Source organism: Pantoea osteomyelitidis (assembly GCF_044342975.1).
GTDB classification, from domain to species: Bacteria; Pseudomonadota; Gammaproteobacteria; order Enterobacterales; family Enterobacteriaceae; genus Pantoea; species Pantoea osteomyelitidis.
The window spans coordinates 970,062-984,689 of sequence record NZ_JBGFSN010000004.1 but is presented as its reverse complement, the minus strand read 5'-3'; the positions used below and the strand labels follow the sequence as shown (position 1 = coordinate 984,689).

At 57.2% G+C, this 14,628-nt stretch carries 14 protein-coding genes; 4 read left to right on the top strand and 10 right to left on the bottom strand.

Annotation, left to right across the window (positions count from 1 at the left end):
• The first annotated feature begins 80 nt into the window (after positions 1 to 80).
• Positions 81 to 983, top strand: a complete 903-nt coding sequence (tus, locus tag ABU178_RS09765) for a DNA replication terminus site-binding protein (RefSeq protein WP_397215762.1) — start codon at positions 81 to 83, stop codon at positions 981 to 983.
• On the opposite strand, the gene ABU178_RS09760 is transcribed toward tus, so the two are convergent.
• Entirely contained in the window at positions 943 to 1,440 is a 498-nt protein-coding gene (locus ABU178_RS09760; RefSeq protein WP_397214264.1) for a hypothetical protein, read from the bottom strand. The two genes, tus and ABU178_RS09760, sit on opposite strands and share 41 nt — an antisense overlap.
• A 73-nt stretch (positions 1,441 to 1,513) precedes the next feature.
• The gene (fumC, locus tag ABU178_RS09755; RefSeq protein WP_397214262.1) at positions 1,514 to 2,911 is read right to left on the bottom strand and encodes a class II fumarate hydratase; all 1,398 of its coding nucleotides are present in this window, start codon (positions 2,909 to 2,911) and stop codon (positions 1,514 to 1,516) included.
• A 199-nt stretch (positions 2,912 to 3,110) separates the two neighbouring features.
• Between fumC and manA the strand changes: the two genes are divergently transcribed.
• Both manA and ABU178_RS09745 read left to right on the top strand, forming a co-directional pair.
• Complete coding sequence (gene manA / locus ABU178_RS09750) at positions 3,111 to 4,286, top strand: mannose-6-phosphate isomerase (protein ID WP_397214260.1); 1,176 nt, start codon at positions 3,111 to 3,113, stop codon at positions 4,284 to 4,286.
• Positions 4,287 to 4,419: 133 nt separating this feature from the next.
• Entirely contained in the window at positions 4,420 to 5,919 is a 1,500-nt protein-coding gene (locus tag ABU178_RS09745) for a YdgA family protein (protein ID WP_397214259.1), read from the top strand.
• A 55-nt stretch (positions 5,920 to 5,974) separates the two neighbouring features.
• Here the strand turns inward: ABU178_RS09745 and ABU178_RS09740 are convergent, their stop codons facing one another.
• The 3 genes from ABU178_RS09740 to ABU178_RS09730 form a co-directional block, all read right to left on the bottom strand.
• Positions 5,975 to 6,175 carry a hypothetical protein gene (locus ABU178_RS09740; protein WP_397214258.1) on the bottom strand — a complete coding sequence of 67 codons (201 nt, stop codon included), beginning with the start codon at positions 6,173 to 6,175 and terminating at the stop codon, positions 5,975 to 5,977.
• 94 nt (positions 6,176 to 6,269) lie between these two features.
• Positions 6,270 to 6,428: a hypothetical protein gene (locus ABU178_RS09735; RefSeq protein WP_397214257.1), complete on the bottom strand. Its 159-nt coding sequence runs from the start codon at positions 6,426 to 6,428 to the stop codon at positions 6,270 to 6,272.
• A gap of 187 nt (positions 6,429 to 6,615) precedes the next feature.
• Complete coding sequence (locus ABU178_RS09730) at positions 6,616 to 7,476, bottom strand: manganese catalase family protein (protein WP_397214256.1); 861 nt, start codon at positions 7,474 to 7,476, stop codon at positions 6,616 to 6,618.
• 242 nt (positions 7,477 to 7,718) lie between these two features.
• Between ABU178_RS09730 and add the strand changes: the two genes are divergently transcribed.
• Complete coding sequence (add, locus tag ABU178_RS09725; protein WP_397214254.1) at positions 7,719 to 8,717, top strand: adenosine deaminase; 999 nt, start codon at positions 7,719 to 7,721, stop codon at positions 8,715 to 8,717.
• Positions 8,718 to 8,786: 69 nt separating this feature from the next.
• Here add and ABU178_RS09720 read toward each other — a convergent pair whose 3' ends face one another.
• From ABU178_RS09720 to ABU178_RS09700, 5 genes are all read right to left on the bottom strand, one after another.
• Positions 8,787 to 9,827 (bottom strand): oxidoreductase, encoded by a 1,041-nt coding sequence (locus ABU178_RS09720; protein ID WP_397214252.1) that lies wholly within the window; start codon positions 9,825 to 9,827, stop codon positions 8,787 to 8,789.
• 78 nt (positions 9,828 to 9,905) lie between these two features.
• A complete protein-coding gene (araC, locus tag ABU178_RS09715; protein WP_397214250.1) occupies positions 9,906 to 10,823 on the bottom strand; it encodes an arabinose operon transcriptional regulator AraC in 918 nt (305 codons plus the stop codon).
• Positions 10,824 to 10,924: 101 nt separating this feature from the next.
• Positions 10,925 to 11,914, bottom strand: a complete 990-nt coding sequence (gene araH, locus ABU178_RS09710) for an L-arabinose ABC transporter permease AraH (protein WP_397214248.1) — start codon at positions 11,912 to 11,914, stop codon at positions 10,925 to 10,927.
• Positions 11,915 to 11,928: 14 nt separating this feature from the next.
• A complete protein-coding gene (araG, locus tag ABU178_RS09705; protein ID WP_397214247.1) occupies positions 11,929 to 13,449 on the bottom strand; it encodes an L-arabinose ABC transporter ATP-binding protein AraG in 1,521 nt (506 codons plus the stop codon).
• A gap of 181 nt (positions 13,450 to 13,630) precedes the next feature.
• The gene (locus tag ABU178_RS09700; protein WP_397214245.1) at positions 13,631 to 14,614 is read right to left on the bottom strand and encodes an arabinose ABC transporter substrate-binding protein; all 984 of its coding nucleotides are present in this window, start codon (positions 14,612 to 14,614) and stop codon (positions 13,631 to 13,633) included.
• Positions 14,615 to 14,628 lie beyond the last annotated feature (14 nt).

Below are 14,628 nucleotides of genomic sequence, written 5' to 3'. Positions count from 1 at the left end.
CATTATGCATAAAGAGATGCCAGATTAGGTATGTTGTAACTAGATGGAGCATCCCTGTGCGTTACGATCTGATTAGCGATATGCATGACTGCATGAATCAACTGGAGAGCGAACTGGCGCAGCTCCAGCAGGATATTGAATCTCTGCCGCTGCTGGTTGCCCGCGTGTTCAGCCTGCCCGAGGTGGAAAAAGGCCGTGAACATGAAGCCATCAACCAGATTGCGGTTGAGCAGCACCTTGGCAGCGCCGCACGATCCATGGCACTCACCCACTTCCGACGCCTGTTTATTCAGCATCAATCCGAGAAGCTAAGCACCAAAGCGGCGGTTCGCCTGCCCGGCGCGCTGTGTCTGGAGTGCGACGATGCGGCGCAAGCGCTGCTGGAACAGCGCGTGGCGCAAATCAACGGCCTGAAGGCGCGGCTGGAACATATGATTACCGTGGAGTCGGGCCTGCCGAGCGAAGCGCGTTTCGAATTTGTTCATCAGCACCTGCGCGGATTGATCACCCTGAATGCCTACCGCTCTATCACCCTGGTGGATGCGCCGGACAGCCTGCGCTTCGGCTGGGCGAATAAAAACATCATCAAGAACATGCAGCGTAAAGAAGTCATCGAGAAGCTGGAGAAAAGCCTCAAGGCGGGTCGCTCGCAGGCGCCCTGGTCACGGGAGCAGTGGGCAGAAAAAGTGCAGGAAGAGCTGGCGCTGGTGCGATCCCTGCCCGACTCGGTACGGCTGAAAATCAAGCGGCCCGTTAAGGTGCAGCCCGTCGCCCGCGTCTGGCGTGCCGATGAGAAGAAGCAGACCCAGCTCGCCTGCCCTTCCCCGATTCTGGTGATGTGTCGCGATCGCAGCCGGGTTCCGGTACTGGGCGAACTGCTCAATTACAATGCGGATGCGATTAACTACCGCTATAAACCGGCCGCCGAACAGCTTTACCTGCTTATTCCCCGTCTGCATCTCTGGTGCGATCAGCCGTTCTGACGTCGCGCAGCAAAGCGCTGGTACAGGCGATCAGCACCAGCGCATGTTTCCAGGCCGTAGCCCTGAAATAGCCCGCCCAGGTCTGATGCAGCAACGCATTCACGTCGCCGGGCCAGATGCTGTCGTGGCTGCGTAGCAGCGCCAAACGCACGCTGAGATATTGCAGCGTCAGGTTAAGCAGAAACCAGCCCAGCAGCGAGAGCAGTATCATCACCATCTGGCTCGTCAGGAGTAGCGGCTTCGCCTGACGCCTTAACCACACCGTCCAGCCTGCCGCCAGCGCGATAAACGGCAGCAGGCGCATCATCAGATCGTTCAGCCAGCCGCTGCTGTACCCTGCCGGCCCGAGCAGACCGGTGATCAGCGCGCCCCAGCTCCAGGCAAGGTCGTTGTGAATGAGCAGAAAGGCGATAAATGCCCAGAGCGCCGCACGGCGTAAAACAGGTAGCGTCTCCATCCTGTGGACTCCTTTGCTGAGCAGATAAAAAAGGCCAGCATCGGCTGGCCTTGTTGATTATCTGCATAAAGCGTTACTGCTTCATGCTGCCAACCATCTCTTCCGGACGCACCCAGGCATCGAACTCCTCTTCAGTAAGATAGCCCAGCTTCAGCGCCGACGCTTTCAGCGTCAGTCCCTCTTTATGCGCTTTTTTCGCAATCTCGGCCGCTTTGTCATAACCGATATGGGTATTAAGCGCGGTGACCAGCATCAGGGATTCGTTCAGCAACTGGCTGATACGATCGCGGTTCGGTTCGATACCGATGGCGCAGTGATGGTTAAAGCTGTCCATGCCGTCCGCCAGCAGACGCACCGATTGCAGGAAGTTATGGATCACCATCGGACGGAAAACGTTCAGCTCAAAGTTGCCAGAAGCGCCGCCCATATTAATAGCGACGTCGTTACCCATCACCTGACAGCAAAGCATGGTCATCGCTTCACACTGGGTCGGGTTCACTTTGCCCGGCATGATAGAGCTGCCCGGTTCGTTTTCCGGGATAGCGATTTCGCCGATGCCGCAGCGCGGGCCTGATGCCAGCCAGCGCACGTCGTTGGCGATTTTCATCATCGATGCCGCCAGGCCTTTCAGCGCGCCGTGCGCATGCACCAGCGCATCACAGGTCGCCAGCGCTTCGAACTTGTTCGGCGCGGTGATAAACGGTTGTTTAGTGAGTTCGGCCAGCTCTTTGGCGACGCGCACTGCATATTCCGGATGCGTGTTCAGACCGGTACCTACCGCCGTACCGCCCAGCGCCAGCTCGGCCAGGTGCGGCACGCTCTGCTCAATGTGCTTCAGGTTATGCTCCAGCATCGCTACCCAGCCAGAAATCTCCTGGCCCAGCGTCAGCGGCGTGGCATCCTGTAGGTGGGTACGTCCGATTTTGACGATATCTTTGAAAGCTTCAGACTTTTCGCTCAGGGTTTTCTTCAGCACGTTGAGCTGCGGAATCAGCTGCTCGCGCACCGCAATCACCGCGGCGACATGCATGGCAGTAGGGAAAACGTCGTTGGAGCTCTGACTTTTATTCACGTCATCGTTCGGATGTACCAGGCGCGACATGCCGCGCTCGCCGCCCAGAATTTCACTGGCGCGGTTAGCTAACACTTCATTCATGTTCATGTTGGTCTGGGTACCGGAACCGGTCTGCCAGATGGCCAGCGGGAACTCTTCGCTGTGCAGATCCTGCAATACCTCATCCGCCGCTTTAACAATCGCATCGGCGCGTTCGGCCGGCAGCAGACCTAAGTCGCGATTCACCGTGGCGGCGGCGCGCTTGGTCAGGGCCAGCGCATGCACCAGCGCGGTGGGCATTTTTTCTGTCGAGATACGGAAGTGCTCCAGCGAGCGCTGAGTCTGTGCGCCCCACAATTTATCAGCCGCTACATCAATGGGCCCCATTGAATCTTTTTCAATGCGATTGGCTGCCATTACTACGTCTCCTTTAGCTCGGTTTTATTTAGTGATCGCCCAACGCGATTTCCCGAGGGGTGATCCGGGCGGGCAAGATAGTGACATACAATAATTTAACATTATGCGAGCCGGTCGTCCTTATTACATTTCTGATGTATTTCCCTGGATGATTTCTGTTTTAATAACCGCCGGAAATGACAGTTATCAAGGACACAGCATGCACAAAATGAACAATCCGCTGCAATACTATGCGTGGGGCAGCACAACGGCGTTGACGGAACTCTACGGCATCGCCAACTCTGGCCAACAGCCGATGGCCGAACTCTGGATGGGCGCGCATCCAAAAAGCCCCTCCACCGTTGAAATTGCTGGCGAAACGCGTTCGCTGCGCGATGTGATTGCTGAAGATAAAGCGGCGATGCTCGGCGCCGCCGTCGCTGCCCGTTTTGGCGAGCTGCCTTTCCTGTTCAAAGTGCTTAGCGCGGCGCAACCGCTCTCGATTCAGGTTCATCCCAGCAAAACCGCGGCAGCAGCGGGATTCGCCAGAGAGAACGCGGCGGGCATTCCTCTCGCCGCCGCCGAACGTAACTACAAAGATGCCAACCACAAGCCGGAGCTGGTCTATGCCCTGACGCCTTTTCAGGCATTAAACGGCTTTCGCGAACTGCCTTCCATGATTTCTCTGCTGGAGCCAGTCGCGGGCGCCCATCGCCAGATTGCCCATTTTCTTGAGCATGGCGATGAAGCGAACCTCGCGGCGTTGTTCAGCACGTTGCTGTCGCTGCAGGGCGAAGAAAAATCGCTGGCGCTGGATGTGCTGAAAGCGGTCTGTCATGGCCGTCAGGGCGAACCCTGGGATACCGTCCGGGCGCTCGCGGCGGTCTATCCTGATGATACCGGCCTCTTCTCCCCGCTGCTGCTGAATGTGATTACCCTGCAGCCGGGCGACGCGATGTTCCTGTTTGCCGAAACGCCGCACGCCTATCTCAACGGCGTGGCGCTGGAGGTGATGGCCAACTCGGATAATGTGCTGCGCGCCGGTCTGACCCCCAAATATATCGATATCCCCGAACTGCTGGCGAACCTGAAGTTTCATGCCATTGCTGCCGATCGGCTGCTGACCCGCGCTGAGCAGCAAGGCGACATATTACGTTTCCCGGTTCCGGTAGAGGATTTCGCCTTCGCCATTCATACCCTGCAGCCGCAGCCGCAGGAGATCGACCAGCAGAGCGCCGCGATTCTGTTTTGCATTGAGGGCGAGGCGCAGGTAGCGAAACAAGGCAAACAACTGACGCTACGGGCGGGCGAATCCTGCTTCGTGGCCGCCAGTGAAGCCCCCGTTGCTGTCAGTGGACGCGGTCGCCTGGCGCGCGTATTTAATGACTTATCCTGAAGCGGCTGACGCTCTGTGGGTTAACTGCTATTATTTCAAACTATTAGCTTAACAACGCCCGCGGGCGTTTTTCTTCACCCGCCGCTCTCTGACCAGCGGCGAAAGCGGATTCATGGATAAGGACGACTCAGCGATGAAAAAGACCAAAATTGCCGCAGGCGTGGTTGTGGCGCTCGGCATTATCTGGACGGGCGTAGCCTGGTTCACCGGTAAGCAACTTGAGAATCATATGGATGAGCTGGTGCAAAATGCCAATGCCCGGCTTAACGCCTGGTCGCCAAACAGTCGCCTGAAACTCAGCTATCAGGACTACCAGCGCGGCATCTTCAGCAGCCATACCAAACTGGTGATTCAGGCCAACTCGCAAACGGAAGATAATGCCCTGCTGAAGCCAGGCCAGAGCGTGGTGCTGAATGAAACTATCGATCACGGTCCTTTTCCCTTTGCCCAGCTGAAACGTTTTATTCTGATTCCGAGCATGGCGTCGGTGCATAGCGAACTGGACAATACCCCGGCGGTGAAAAGGTTATTTGAGCTGACCGCAGGCAAATCCTTGATCGCGGCGGATACGCGCATCGGCTACGGCGGCGCAACGGATACGGCGCTGCGCGTGCTGCCGGTTGACTACCAGAATGCGCAGAGCGGCGAGCGTCTGGCCACTAACGGCGGCACCATTAACGTCAGCGCAGACCGCAACGGCGATAAGGTCGCTATTGAGAGCAATATCGACAGCGTGGCGGTTACCACGAAAAACGAAATGGGCCTGCCGGTGCTCTTTACCCTGAACGGCGTGAAGCTGAGCGGCAACACCCACCTGAGTCCTGAAGGGGTGCGCGTAGGCGACCAAACCCTCGCGCTGGAGAAGCTCAACGCCAGCATTAATGGTCAGGATGCGCTTATCCTGCAGAAGCTGAACGGCACCTCCTCGTTTGATAACCATGAGGGCAAAATCGGCGGCCAGATCGATTATCAGGTAGGGAATGTTCGTTTGCAGAATCAGGACTTCGGTGAAGCGAAGCTGGCGATGAAGCTGTCGAAATTTGATGGTCAGGCAGTGAAAACCTTCTCGGACAACTACAACGTGCAGATACAGGATCTGCTCAATCAGCAGGGCATGGCGGACGATCCGATTCGTTATCAGCAGGGCATGCACGAGATTCTGATGAAGAATCTGCCGATATTGCTGAAAGGCTCGCCTTCGGTCAGCATCGCCCCGCTGAGCTGGAAAAATGATAAAGGCGAAAGTACCTTTAATCTCACCGCGAATTTCAACGATCCCGCTACCGTGAGCGGCGAGCCGCAAACCCTGAGCGCCATGGTTGATCGGGTATTGAAAACCCTGGACGGCAAGCTGACCATCAGTATGCCAATGGCGACGGAAGTGATGCGCCACGTTGGCCTGGCGGAGGGTTATCAGGATCAGGATGCCCAGAAGCTGGCGGATCAGCAGGTAAAAGGACTGGCGGCGATGGGCCAGATGTTCCGTCTGACCCAGCAGCAGGATAACAATATTGTTACCAGCCTGCAGTACGCTAACGGCCAGGTCACAATGAATAGCGAAAAAATGGCGCTGGATCAGTTCCTGTCGCGCTACATGCTCGGCCTGCCGACCAGCGAAGGGATGCCGCAGTAAGCGTGGAGCAACATCCCTGGCGGCCTGCGGGCCGCTTTTTTATTGCCCCGCTGTTTTACGCCGACGCCTGGCTGATTTGCGAAACTTCATCGAGCCGGGTGCGCAGCTCAGCGATTTTAGCCAGAAAGTCCTGCTCCGCTTCGGCAGCGCTGCCGCCGCGACCGGTAATTTCAAAGTGATAACTTTTTTCCAGACAGCGTGCGGTGTAGAGGGTTTCTCCTTCACGTGACTGCTGTTTATCTACGGTTAACGCCATATTTATCTCCTTTGTCAGTTAAAAAAGCATAGCAAAGGAATCACTTAGCTGTGGCAGAAAGCAAAAACCGCCTTGTGCAAGGCGGTCAGCGGCATCAAATAACTCTGGTTGGGTCTGGCCCGGTTTCATCATCCGATAATGGCTCATCATCATCGTCGTAGTCATCATCTTCATCATCGATAATGTCATCTGGCGTTTGCGGCACCGGCTCATCGCCAGGTAAAGTATCGAGCGGATCGGGGCGTTCTGACATAGTGACCTCCAGGAACCCAACAAGGGTAAAGAAAGTATAGAAGGGTCTTACCGCTGTAAATTGCTGACCATGGTCCTGAAAGCGGGAAATTTTACTCTTGCCGCTAATGTCACATTCTGCTGAATCACGGCCAGCCTAAAAGAAAAAGGCTGCGCCTCAGCGCAGCCTTTTCTGACACCAAACTCAATCAGGGTTCAGATTTCAGCGTCGGTGGGACGCTTCCACCCATCTGCTCTGACTGCGCGCCGGAGCCGGGACGGGCATAGCCCAGATTCGGCTCTTCACCCAGAATATCCGGCTGTTCTTTAGCAGTGAATTCGCCCACGCCGTCGAAAGCGGGACCCTGGCACCAGCGGCCCTGCGGCAGCGGTTTATCCAGCGAGGTGTTCAGGCAGTAGTAAGAGTGCTCCTGCGCCTCCTCAGACTGCGGGAAGCTGTTCGGGATCGGCAGCGAAGCGCTGAGGCCGCCCATATCTTCAATCACCGCCAGCCACTGCTGTTGGTGCATGGTATCGCGTGCAATCAGGAATGAGAGGAACTCTTTCATGCCCTTGTCTTCGGTCATATTGTACAGACGGGTCGCCAGCACGCGTCCGGTCGCTTCCGCTGTGACGTTCGCCAGCATGTCTGCGGCGATATTGCCGGAAGCGTAAATATGGCTCATATCAAAGGGCACGCCGTTCGCGTTCACCGGCATCGCCGACAGGCCGGATGAGAGCACATGGCGCGGGTTCATACCGCCGAGAATGGCGTTAACCACCGGATCTTTTGCCGAAGCTTCCTGATAGGAAACCGGCGCGCCTTCGAGGTTGAGTGCGACCGCATGGCCAAGCATCTCAATATGAGCAAGCTCTTCCGTTGCGGTAGAGATGAGCAGATCTTTGATTCTGGCGTCGCCGCGTGCGCCCATCGCCTGGAAGAAATATTGCATTGCTACACGAATCTCGCCTTCTACACCGCCAATGGCCTGCTGTAACAGCATGGCAAATTCCGGATCGGGTTTTTCGACTCGGACTGGGAACTGAAGTTTAGATGAATGATGGAACATAGCTTTCTCCTGGTATGTGTTACGAGTTGAAGCACCCCAACAAGCCTGGAACGCATATGCCAAAAAAGAAAGCGTAACGCGAGGAAATATCACATTTATTTGACAAAAGGCAGCAGAACAAGCGGCACGTTCCGCATATTTTCGCAGCATTCGGCGTCAGGTTTGCGCAAATTGCTGGCGTTGTTGCGCAAGAAGTTTTTATACTTCTTTGCACCTTATTGTTTCCAAAAAGCGAGTGCGCCATGATCGATCCCAAGCTTCTCCTCACCGATATTCACCGTCATCTTGATGGCAATATACGTGCACAAACCATTCTCGATTTAGGCCGCCAGTTTAATCTTGCCCTGCCTGCCGGAGATCTCGACTCGCTGCGTCCTCATGTACAGGTCACTGAAGCGCAACCCGACCTGGTCAGCTTTTTGCAAAAGCTGGACTGGGGCGTGAAGGTGCTGGGCGATCTCGATGCCTGCCGCCGTGTCGCGCTGGAAAACGTCGAAGATGCGGCGCGCGCCGGCATTCATTATGCGGAGCTACGTTTTTCGCCCGGCTATATGGCGATGAATCACAACCTGCCGATAACGGGCGTGGTGGAAGCGGTGATTGATGGCATCCGGGCGGGTTGCGAGCAGCACGATATCGAGGTGCGTCTGATTGGCATCATGAGCCGCACCTTTGGCGAAGAAGCCTGTCTGCGTGAGCTGGAGGGATTGCTGGCGCACCGCGATGGCATTACCGCCGTGGATCTGGCCGGTGATGAGCTGGGCTTTCCCGGCAGCGAATTCCTCAGCCATTTTAACCGCGCCCGCGACGCCGGTTTTCGCGTCACTGTCCATGCCGGGGAAGCGGCCGGTGCCGAGAGCATCTGGCAGGCGATTCGTGAGCTGGGCGCCGAGCGTATCGGCCACGGCGTGAAGGCGATTGAAGATGCGGCGCTGATGGATTTTCTTGCTGAGCATCGGATTGGCATTGAATCCTGCCTGACCTCAAACATTCAGACCAGCACGGTTTCGTCGTTGGTGCGCCATCCGCTGAAGCGCTTTTTGCAGCACGGTATTCTGGCCACCATTAACACAGACGATCCTGCGGTACAGGGTATAGAGCTGGCACATGAATACCAGTCGGCCGCCCCGGATGCGGGCCTGAGCCGCGAGGAGATTCGCCAGGCGCAGGAAAATGGCCTGACCATCGCCTTTTTAAGCGAGCAGGAGAAAGCGGCGCTTCGCCAGAAGGTAGCGGGATAGCGGCGGCGTTTTAACGCGCTGCGATAAAAAAGGCGGGTTGGTTAACCCGCCTTTTCTGTTTTTCAGCGCTTATTTCAGCGAAAGCGTCTGCCGTTTCTCCGCCGACTGTAGCCCCAGCTCAATCAGCTCCATCACCTGAATCGCCTCTTCCGCCGTTACCGGGTTTCTGCCGTTGCCGTTAATGGCGTCACGAATAGCGGCGTAGTAGGCCGGATAGTTGCCTGGCAGCGTCAGCAGCGTTTTCTCCGCCATCACTTCGCCCTCAACCAGCGTCAGTACGCCGTCGCGCATATCATAGCCCCACGCCTCTTGCGGCGGACGTTCTCCTGCCTTGAGACGATCCTCCTGCGGATCGAGACCATATTTCACGTAGCTGCCGCGCGTGCCGTGTACCTGATAACGCGGGGTTTCCGCCGCTACCAGCATGCTGGCGTGCAGCACCACGCGGCGCTGCGGCCAGGTCAGCACGGCATGAAAATAGTCGGTGGTTTGCGCGCCGGAACGCAGCTCCGCCAGGTCGACGTTAATCGCCACCGGCGAGCCGAATAGCTGAAGCGCCTGATCCAGCAGATGCGGTCCCAAATCGTACCAGATGCCGCTACCCGCCCCTTTCATTTCACGCCAGCGCTGACGCACCTCCGGACGGAAGCGGTCAAAATGCGACTCCATATAGCGCACCTCGCCCAGCGTCCCGTCCGCCAGCAGTGATTTCAACGTCAGGAAATCGCTGTCCCAGCGGCGGTTGTGGAATACCGAGAGCAGCAGGCCTTTGGCTTTCGCCAGTGCATCCAGCTCGCGCGCCTGTGACAACGTCACGGTAAACGGCTTATCCACCACCACATGTTTACCGGCATTCAGCGCCGCTTTCGCCAGCGGGAAATGGGTATCGTTCGGCGTAGGGATAACAATCAGTTGCAGCGTGGGATCGTCAAACAGTCGCTGAGGATCGTCCACTACCGTTACCGAAGGCCAGTCCGCCTGTACTTTACCGGCGTCGCTGCTGGAGATAGCCGCCAGCTCCATGTCAGACGTTCCCGCAATCAGTGGAGCATGAAATGTTTTGCTGGCGAAACCATATCCCACCAGTCCAACCCGTAGTTTGTCGCTCATTCTTACTCCTCTTGTTCGCTTTACCGACTGATTTAAGACGAATCAGCCGACGAGGACAAGGTGGAATGCCCTGAAAAGTCAGGAGATGGCGCTGCGAGGCATCTCCCAGCTCTCCTGCTCTACCAACATATCGTGCGCATCCAGACTGCGGCGGCGAAAATCGCTGGGGCTGACGCCGACCCGTTTGCGAAACACGCGCGAGAAATAGAGCTGATCGTCATAACCCACTTCGCGCCCCACTGAAGCGATCGGCTCCTGGGTGGTTTGCAGCAGCAGCTTGGCGCGGATAACGCGCTGATCTTCGCGCCAGCGCAGCAGATTCACGCCCATCTGCTCGCGGAACAGGTGCGCCAGCCGTGACGGCGACAGACAAACGTGGCGCGCGACATCTTCAATTTTTACCTCGCCCGCCAGGTGGTTCGTTACATACTGGCAAGCTTCAATCACGCGCGGATCGCGAATCTGCTGATGGCTGCGCGGATCTTCTTCTACCGCGCGCAGCAGCAGACGCTCCAGCAGGTTCATCGCCAGCTCTTCCGCAAAACGTCGGCCCGAGTTATGGGTCTGCTCAATGCTGGCAAACAGCCGATCGAACTCGCCGCGCAGCGCTTCCGGCAGCCGCAGCCGCCCGACGCCTTCCGACTCATCCTGCCATTGCAGCCAGTCGTTCCAGTAGGCGCGCGGACGAAAATAGACCCAGCGGTGGAACCAGCACGGGCTGTCTGGCGATCGGCCATAGTAATGGGCAGTTTTCGGCTGAAACAGCAGCATGTCGCCCGGCTCGCAGTCAAATGCCGCTTCGCCGTCGAAAACCCGTCCCTTGCCTTTAATGGTGAGATTAAGAATGTAGCCTTTCATACCGAGCGGTCGGTCAATAAAGAAATCAAGCGGGCCGTCGGCGCTTATCGGCGTCAGACCCGCCACCAGCCAGGCGCTGAAAGGATAACCCGGCAATAAGGGATTTTGCTGCGCCACTGGCAGTTGACGGTGGTACATAGTGCCCTCGCATTGTTGATCGCTTCGCTTTGCAACCCCGACGCAGCCCTGATGGCGCGACGGAACGGGCCGGATCGCTGTGATTCCGGCCCGGAATCGTTTTACGCTGCTTTGTGCTTCTGTTTGTAGCGGTCAAAGATCACCGCTGCTAACAATATCAAACCGCGCACCACATACTGTGAGAATGGCGAGATATTCAATAAATTCATCGCATTCTCCACGGTTCCAAGGATCAGGACGCCGGCCACCACGTAGGAGATTTTACCGATGCCCCCTTTCAGCGACACGCCGCCCAGCACGCAGGCGGAGATCACAATCAGCTCATAGCCCAGCGAGGTCATCGGCTGGCCGCTGGTCATGCGCGAGGCGAGAATAATGCCCGCCGCGGCGGAAACCAGCCCGGAAAGTATAAAAATGATAATGCGCGTGCGCACCACGGGTACCCCGGCGAGACGCGCCGCCTCTTCGTTGCCGCCGATCGCCAGGGTATTGCGGCCAAAGGTGGTTTTATTCAGCAAAAAGCCAAAAATAATCATGGTGGCGATGGTGAGCCAGATCGGCGCCGGCAGGCCAAACCAGTTGTCATAGCCCAGCGCAAAAAAGCGCTCATCTTCGATCCCTACCGCTTTACCGTCGGAGAAAATGTAGGCCAGGCCGCGCACAATCTGCATCGTTGCCAGCGTGGTAATCAGCGCGTTGATCTTGAGTCTGGCGATCACGAAGCCGTTGACGAAGCCGGTGAGCATCCCCAGCACCAGTCCCGCCGCGACGCCAAGCCACAGGCTTTCGGTCATGTTGATCACCACGGCGGTAACCACGCCAGCACAGGCGATCACCGAGGCGACGGAGAGGTCAAAATCTCCGGAGGCGAGGCAGAACAGCATGCCGCAGGCCACCATGCCGGACATCGACATCGCCAGTCCCAGCCCTTTCATGTTGATAAAAGAACCAAAGTTGGGCACAAAAATCGTACAGGCAATAAACAGTAAGGCGAACACCACCAGCATGCCGAAGTTGTCCCAGATTCGGCCAAACCGGAGGCCGCTGCGCTGCGGTACCGGCGGGGTATTTGAAGTTGTGGATGAAGCCATGTTGTACTCCTTGATCAGGCCACGGCGGCCGTTTGCGAGGTTTTCGGCATTGCCAGGCTCAGCGTCTGCTGCTCAGTGGCATCCTCATGAGAGAGTTCACCGGCGATTTCGCCCTCGCGCATCACGATAATGCGATCGGCGAGGCCCAGCACCTCCGGCAAATCACTGGAAGCAAACAGCACCGCAATGCCCTTCTTCGCCAGTTGATAAATCAGGTTGTAGATTTCGTGCTTGGCACCCACGTCGATACCGCGCGTCGGCTCATCCAGCATGATCACGTTCATCTCCTCCGACAGCCAGCGGCCCAGAATCGCCTTCTGCTGATTGCCGCCGGAGAGGTTCATGATCAGCTGCTCTGCGCCGGGCGTTTTGATATTGAGCGAGCGGATATGGCTGTCGGCATTTTTCGCTTCCCAGTGGTTATCAATCAAACAGCCTGCGGTGAGGTTGTGACGACGCGCGCTGATGTTGATATTGTCGCGCACTGAATGCACCGGAATAATGCCTTCCGCCTTGCGATCTTCCGGGCAAAGCATGATACCGGCACGGATGGCGTCGATGGGTTGACGAATATTCAGCCTTTTGCCGTCCAGCGTCACGCTGCCGCCACGCAGCCGGGTGCCGCCGAACAAGCCTTTCATCAGTTCGCTGCGGCCCGCGCCGACCAGGCCAAACAGGCCAACGATCTCGCCGGCGCGCACGTTTAGCGAGATCGGCTTACGCACGCCCTGCGCTTCCACATTGTCGATCTGCAAGCGCACCGGACCCAGCTCGCGCGGCGCATAGCCGTAGATATCGCCGATGTTGCGCCCCACCATCGCCTGCACCAGCGCATCGTGATGGGTGTTTTTCATGTCGTCGAAGGTGCGCACGTAGCGGCCATCTTTAAACACGGTGATCGCGTCGCTCAGGGCGAAAATCTCCTCCATGCGGTGCGACACATAAAGCACCACGCGCCCCTGCTCGCGCAGCTGGCGAATAACGCGAAACAGCTGTTCGATTTCGCGCGCGGAGAGCGAGCTGGTCGGCTCATCAAAGGCGATAATTTTGGCGTTGCGCGCCAGCGCCTTGGCGATCTCCACCATCTGCCACTGTCCCAGCGAGAGATATTTCAGCGGCATCTCAGGATCGATATCCATGCCGAGATTTTTCAGCTGCTGGCCCGCTTCATAACGCAGCAGCTTGCGGTTTACCAGCCCTCTGCGATGCGGGATCTGGCCGAGATAGATGTTCTCCGCCACGCTCATCTCCGGCACCAGATGCAGCTCCTGATAGATAATCGCCACGCCGGCATCCAGCGCGTCGGTGGTGTGGGTAAAGCTGACCGGTTGCCCTTTGATGCGGATTTCGCCCGCGCTGGGCTGATAGCTGCCGCTGAGAATTTTCAACAGGGTCGATTTCCCCGCGCCGTTCTCTCCCATCAGCGCATGCACTTCACCGGCGCGACAGGAGAACGAGATATCCTGTAGCGCCTTGACGCCAGGAAACGTTTTGCTGATGCCATGAAACGACAGAAAGGCTTGTTCGGTGTTCATGGTAACTCCGTAATGGTTGTGACAATTCATGTTTAACAAACCGCACCGTTGTCAAAGGTGCGGGGAAGCACTGGCAGAGGAGTAAAGCTTCCGCGGCATGGATGCCGCGGCAGAGCCTCCAGGGATGAATTCACAGCGTCTGTACGATCTGCCTGTGCTTCCCCAAACCCGCTACGAGCGCTTACATCAACCCTTTCTTCGCCAGCTCAGTCTTGAAATTGTCGCGGGTAATCAGCACCACGTCGGTAACCTCGGTGAATTTTGCCGGCTCTTTGCCTTTGCTGACCCAGTCGTAAAGCATCTGGCTGCTCTTATAGCCGTGTACGTCCGGGCTGGGCAGCAGCGAACCGTAAAAGCCGGTGGCCTTATCTTTGGAAAGTTCGCTCACCGCATCCACGCCGTTAATACCGATACCGATCACATCGCCCGCCTTGAAGCCCTGACCTTCGGTAGCGCGCACGCCGCCCAGCACGGTATTGTCATTCATGCCAACAATCAGCCAGTGCTTCACTTCCGGGTGCTGTACCAGCAGCGAGTTACCGGCATCAAACGCGCCCGGAATATCGTTGGATTTGGTCGGAACCTGATAAATCTGTTTTTCCGGGAAGCCCGCCGCCTTCAGAGCGGCCATTGAGCCGCCGGTACGACGACGCGCGGTATCCAGCTCGTTGGCGGTAATCGCCATGACGCCGGTCTCTTTCGCATCCCAGCCGCGTTTTTGCATCTCTTTATACAGCTCCTGCCCCTGACGCTCGCCGATCTTGGTGGCGGCCATCATTACCAGCGGCACCGTGTCCATGGGTTTGCCTTTGGCGGTGACGAACTGATCGTCAACGGCAATCACCTTCAGGTCATAGCTGCGCGCTTTTGCCACGATAGCGGACCCCAGTTTTGGATCCGGCGTACAGATCACAAAACCCTTCGCGCCGCTGGCGGCCAGGCTGTCGATGGCGTTCAGCGTTTTCTCACCGTCGGGCACGGCAATCTTGATCACGTCGAATCCCAAATCTTTCCCGGCTTTGTCCGCAAATTTCCACTCGGTCTGGAACCAGGGTTCCTCTGGCTGCTTCACGAGAAAACCGAGCTTCATCGTTTCGGCGATAGCGGAATGTGACATAACCGCTGCCAGACCGATGGCTGCGAACGCTTTAGTGAATTTATGCATGATGCTCTCCGGCT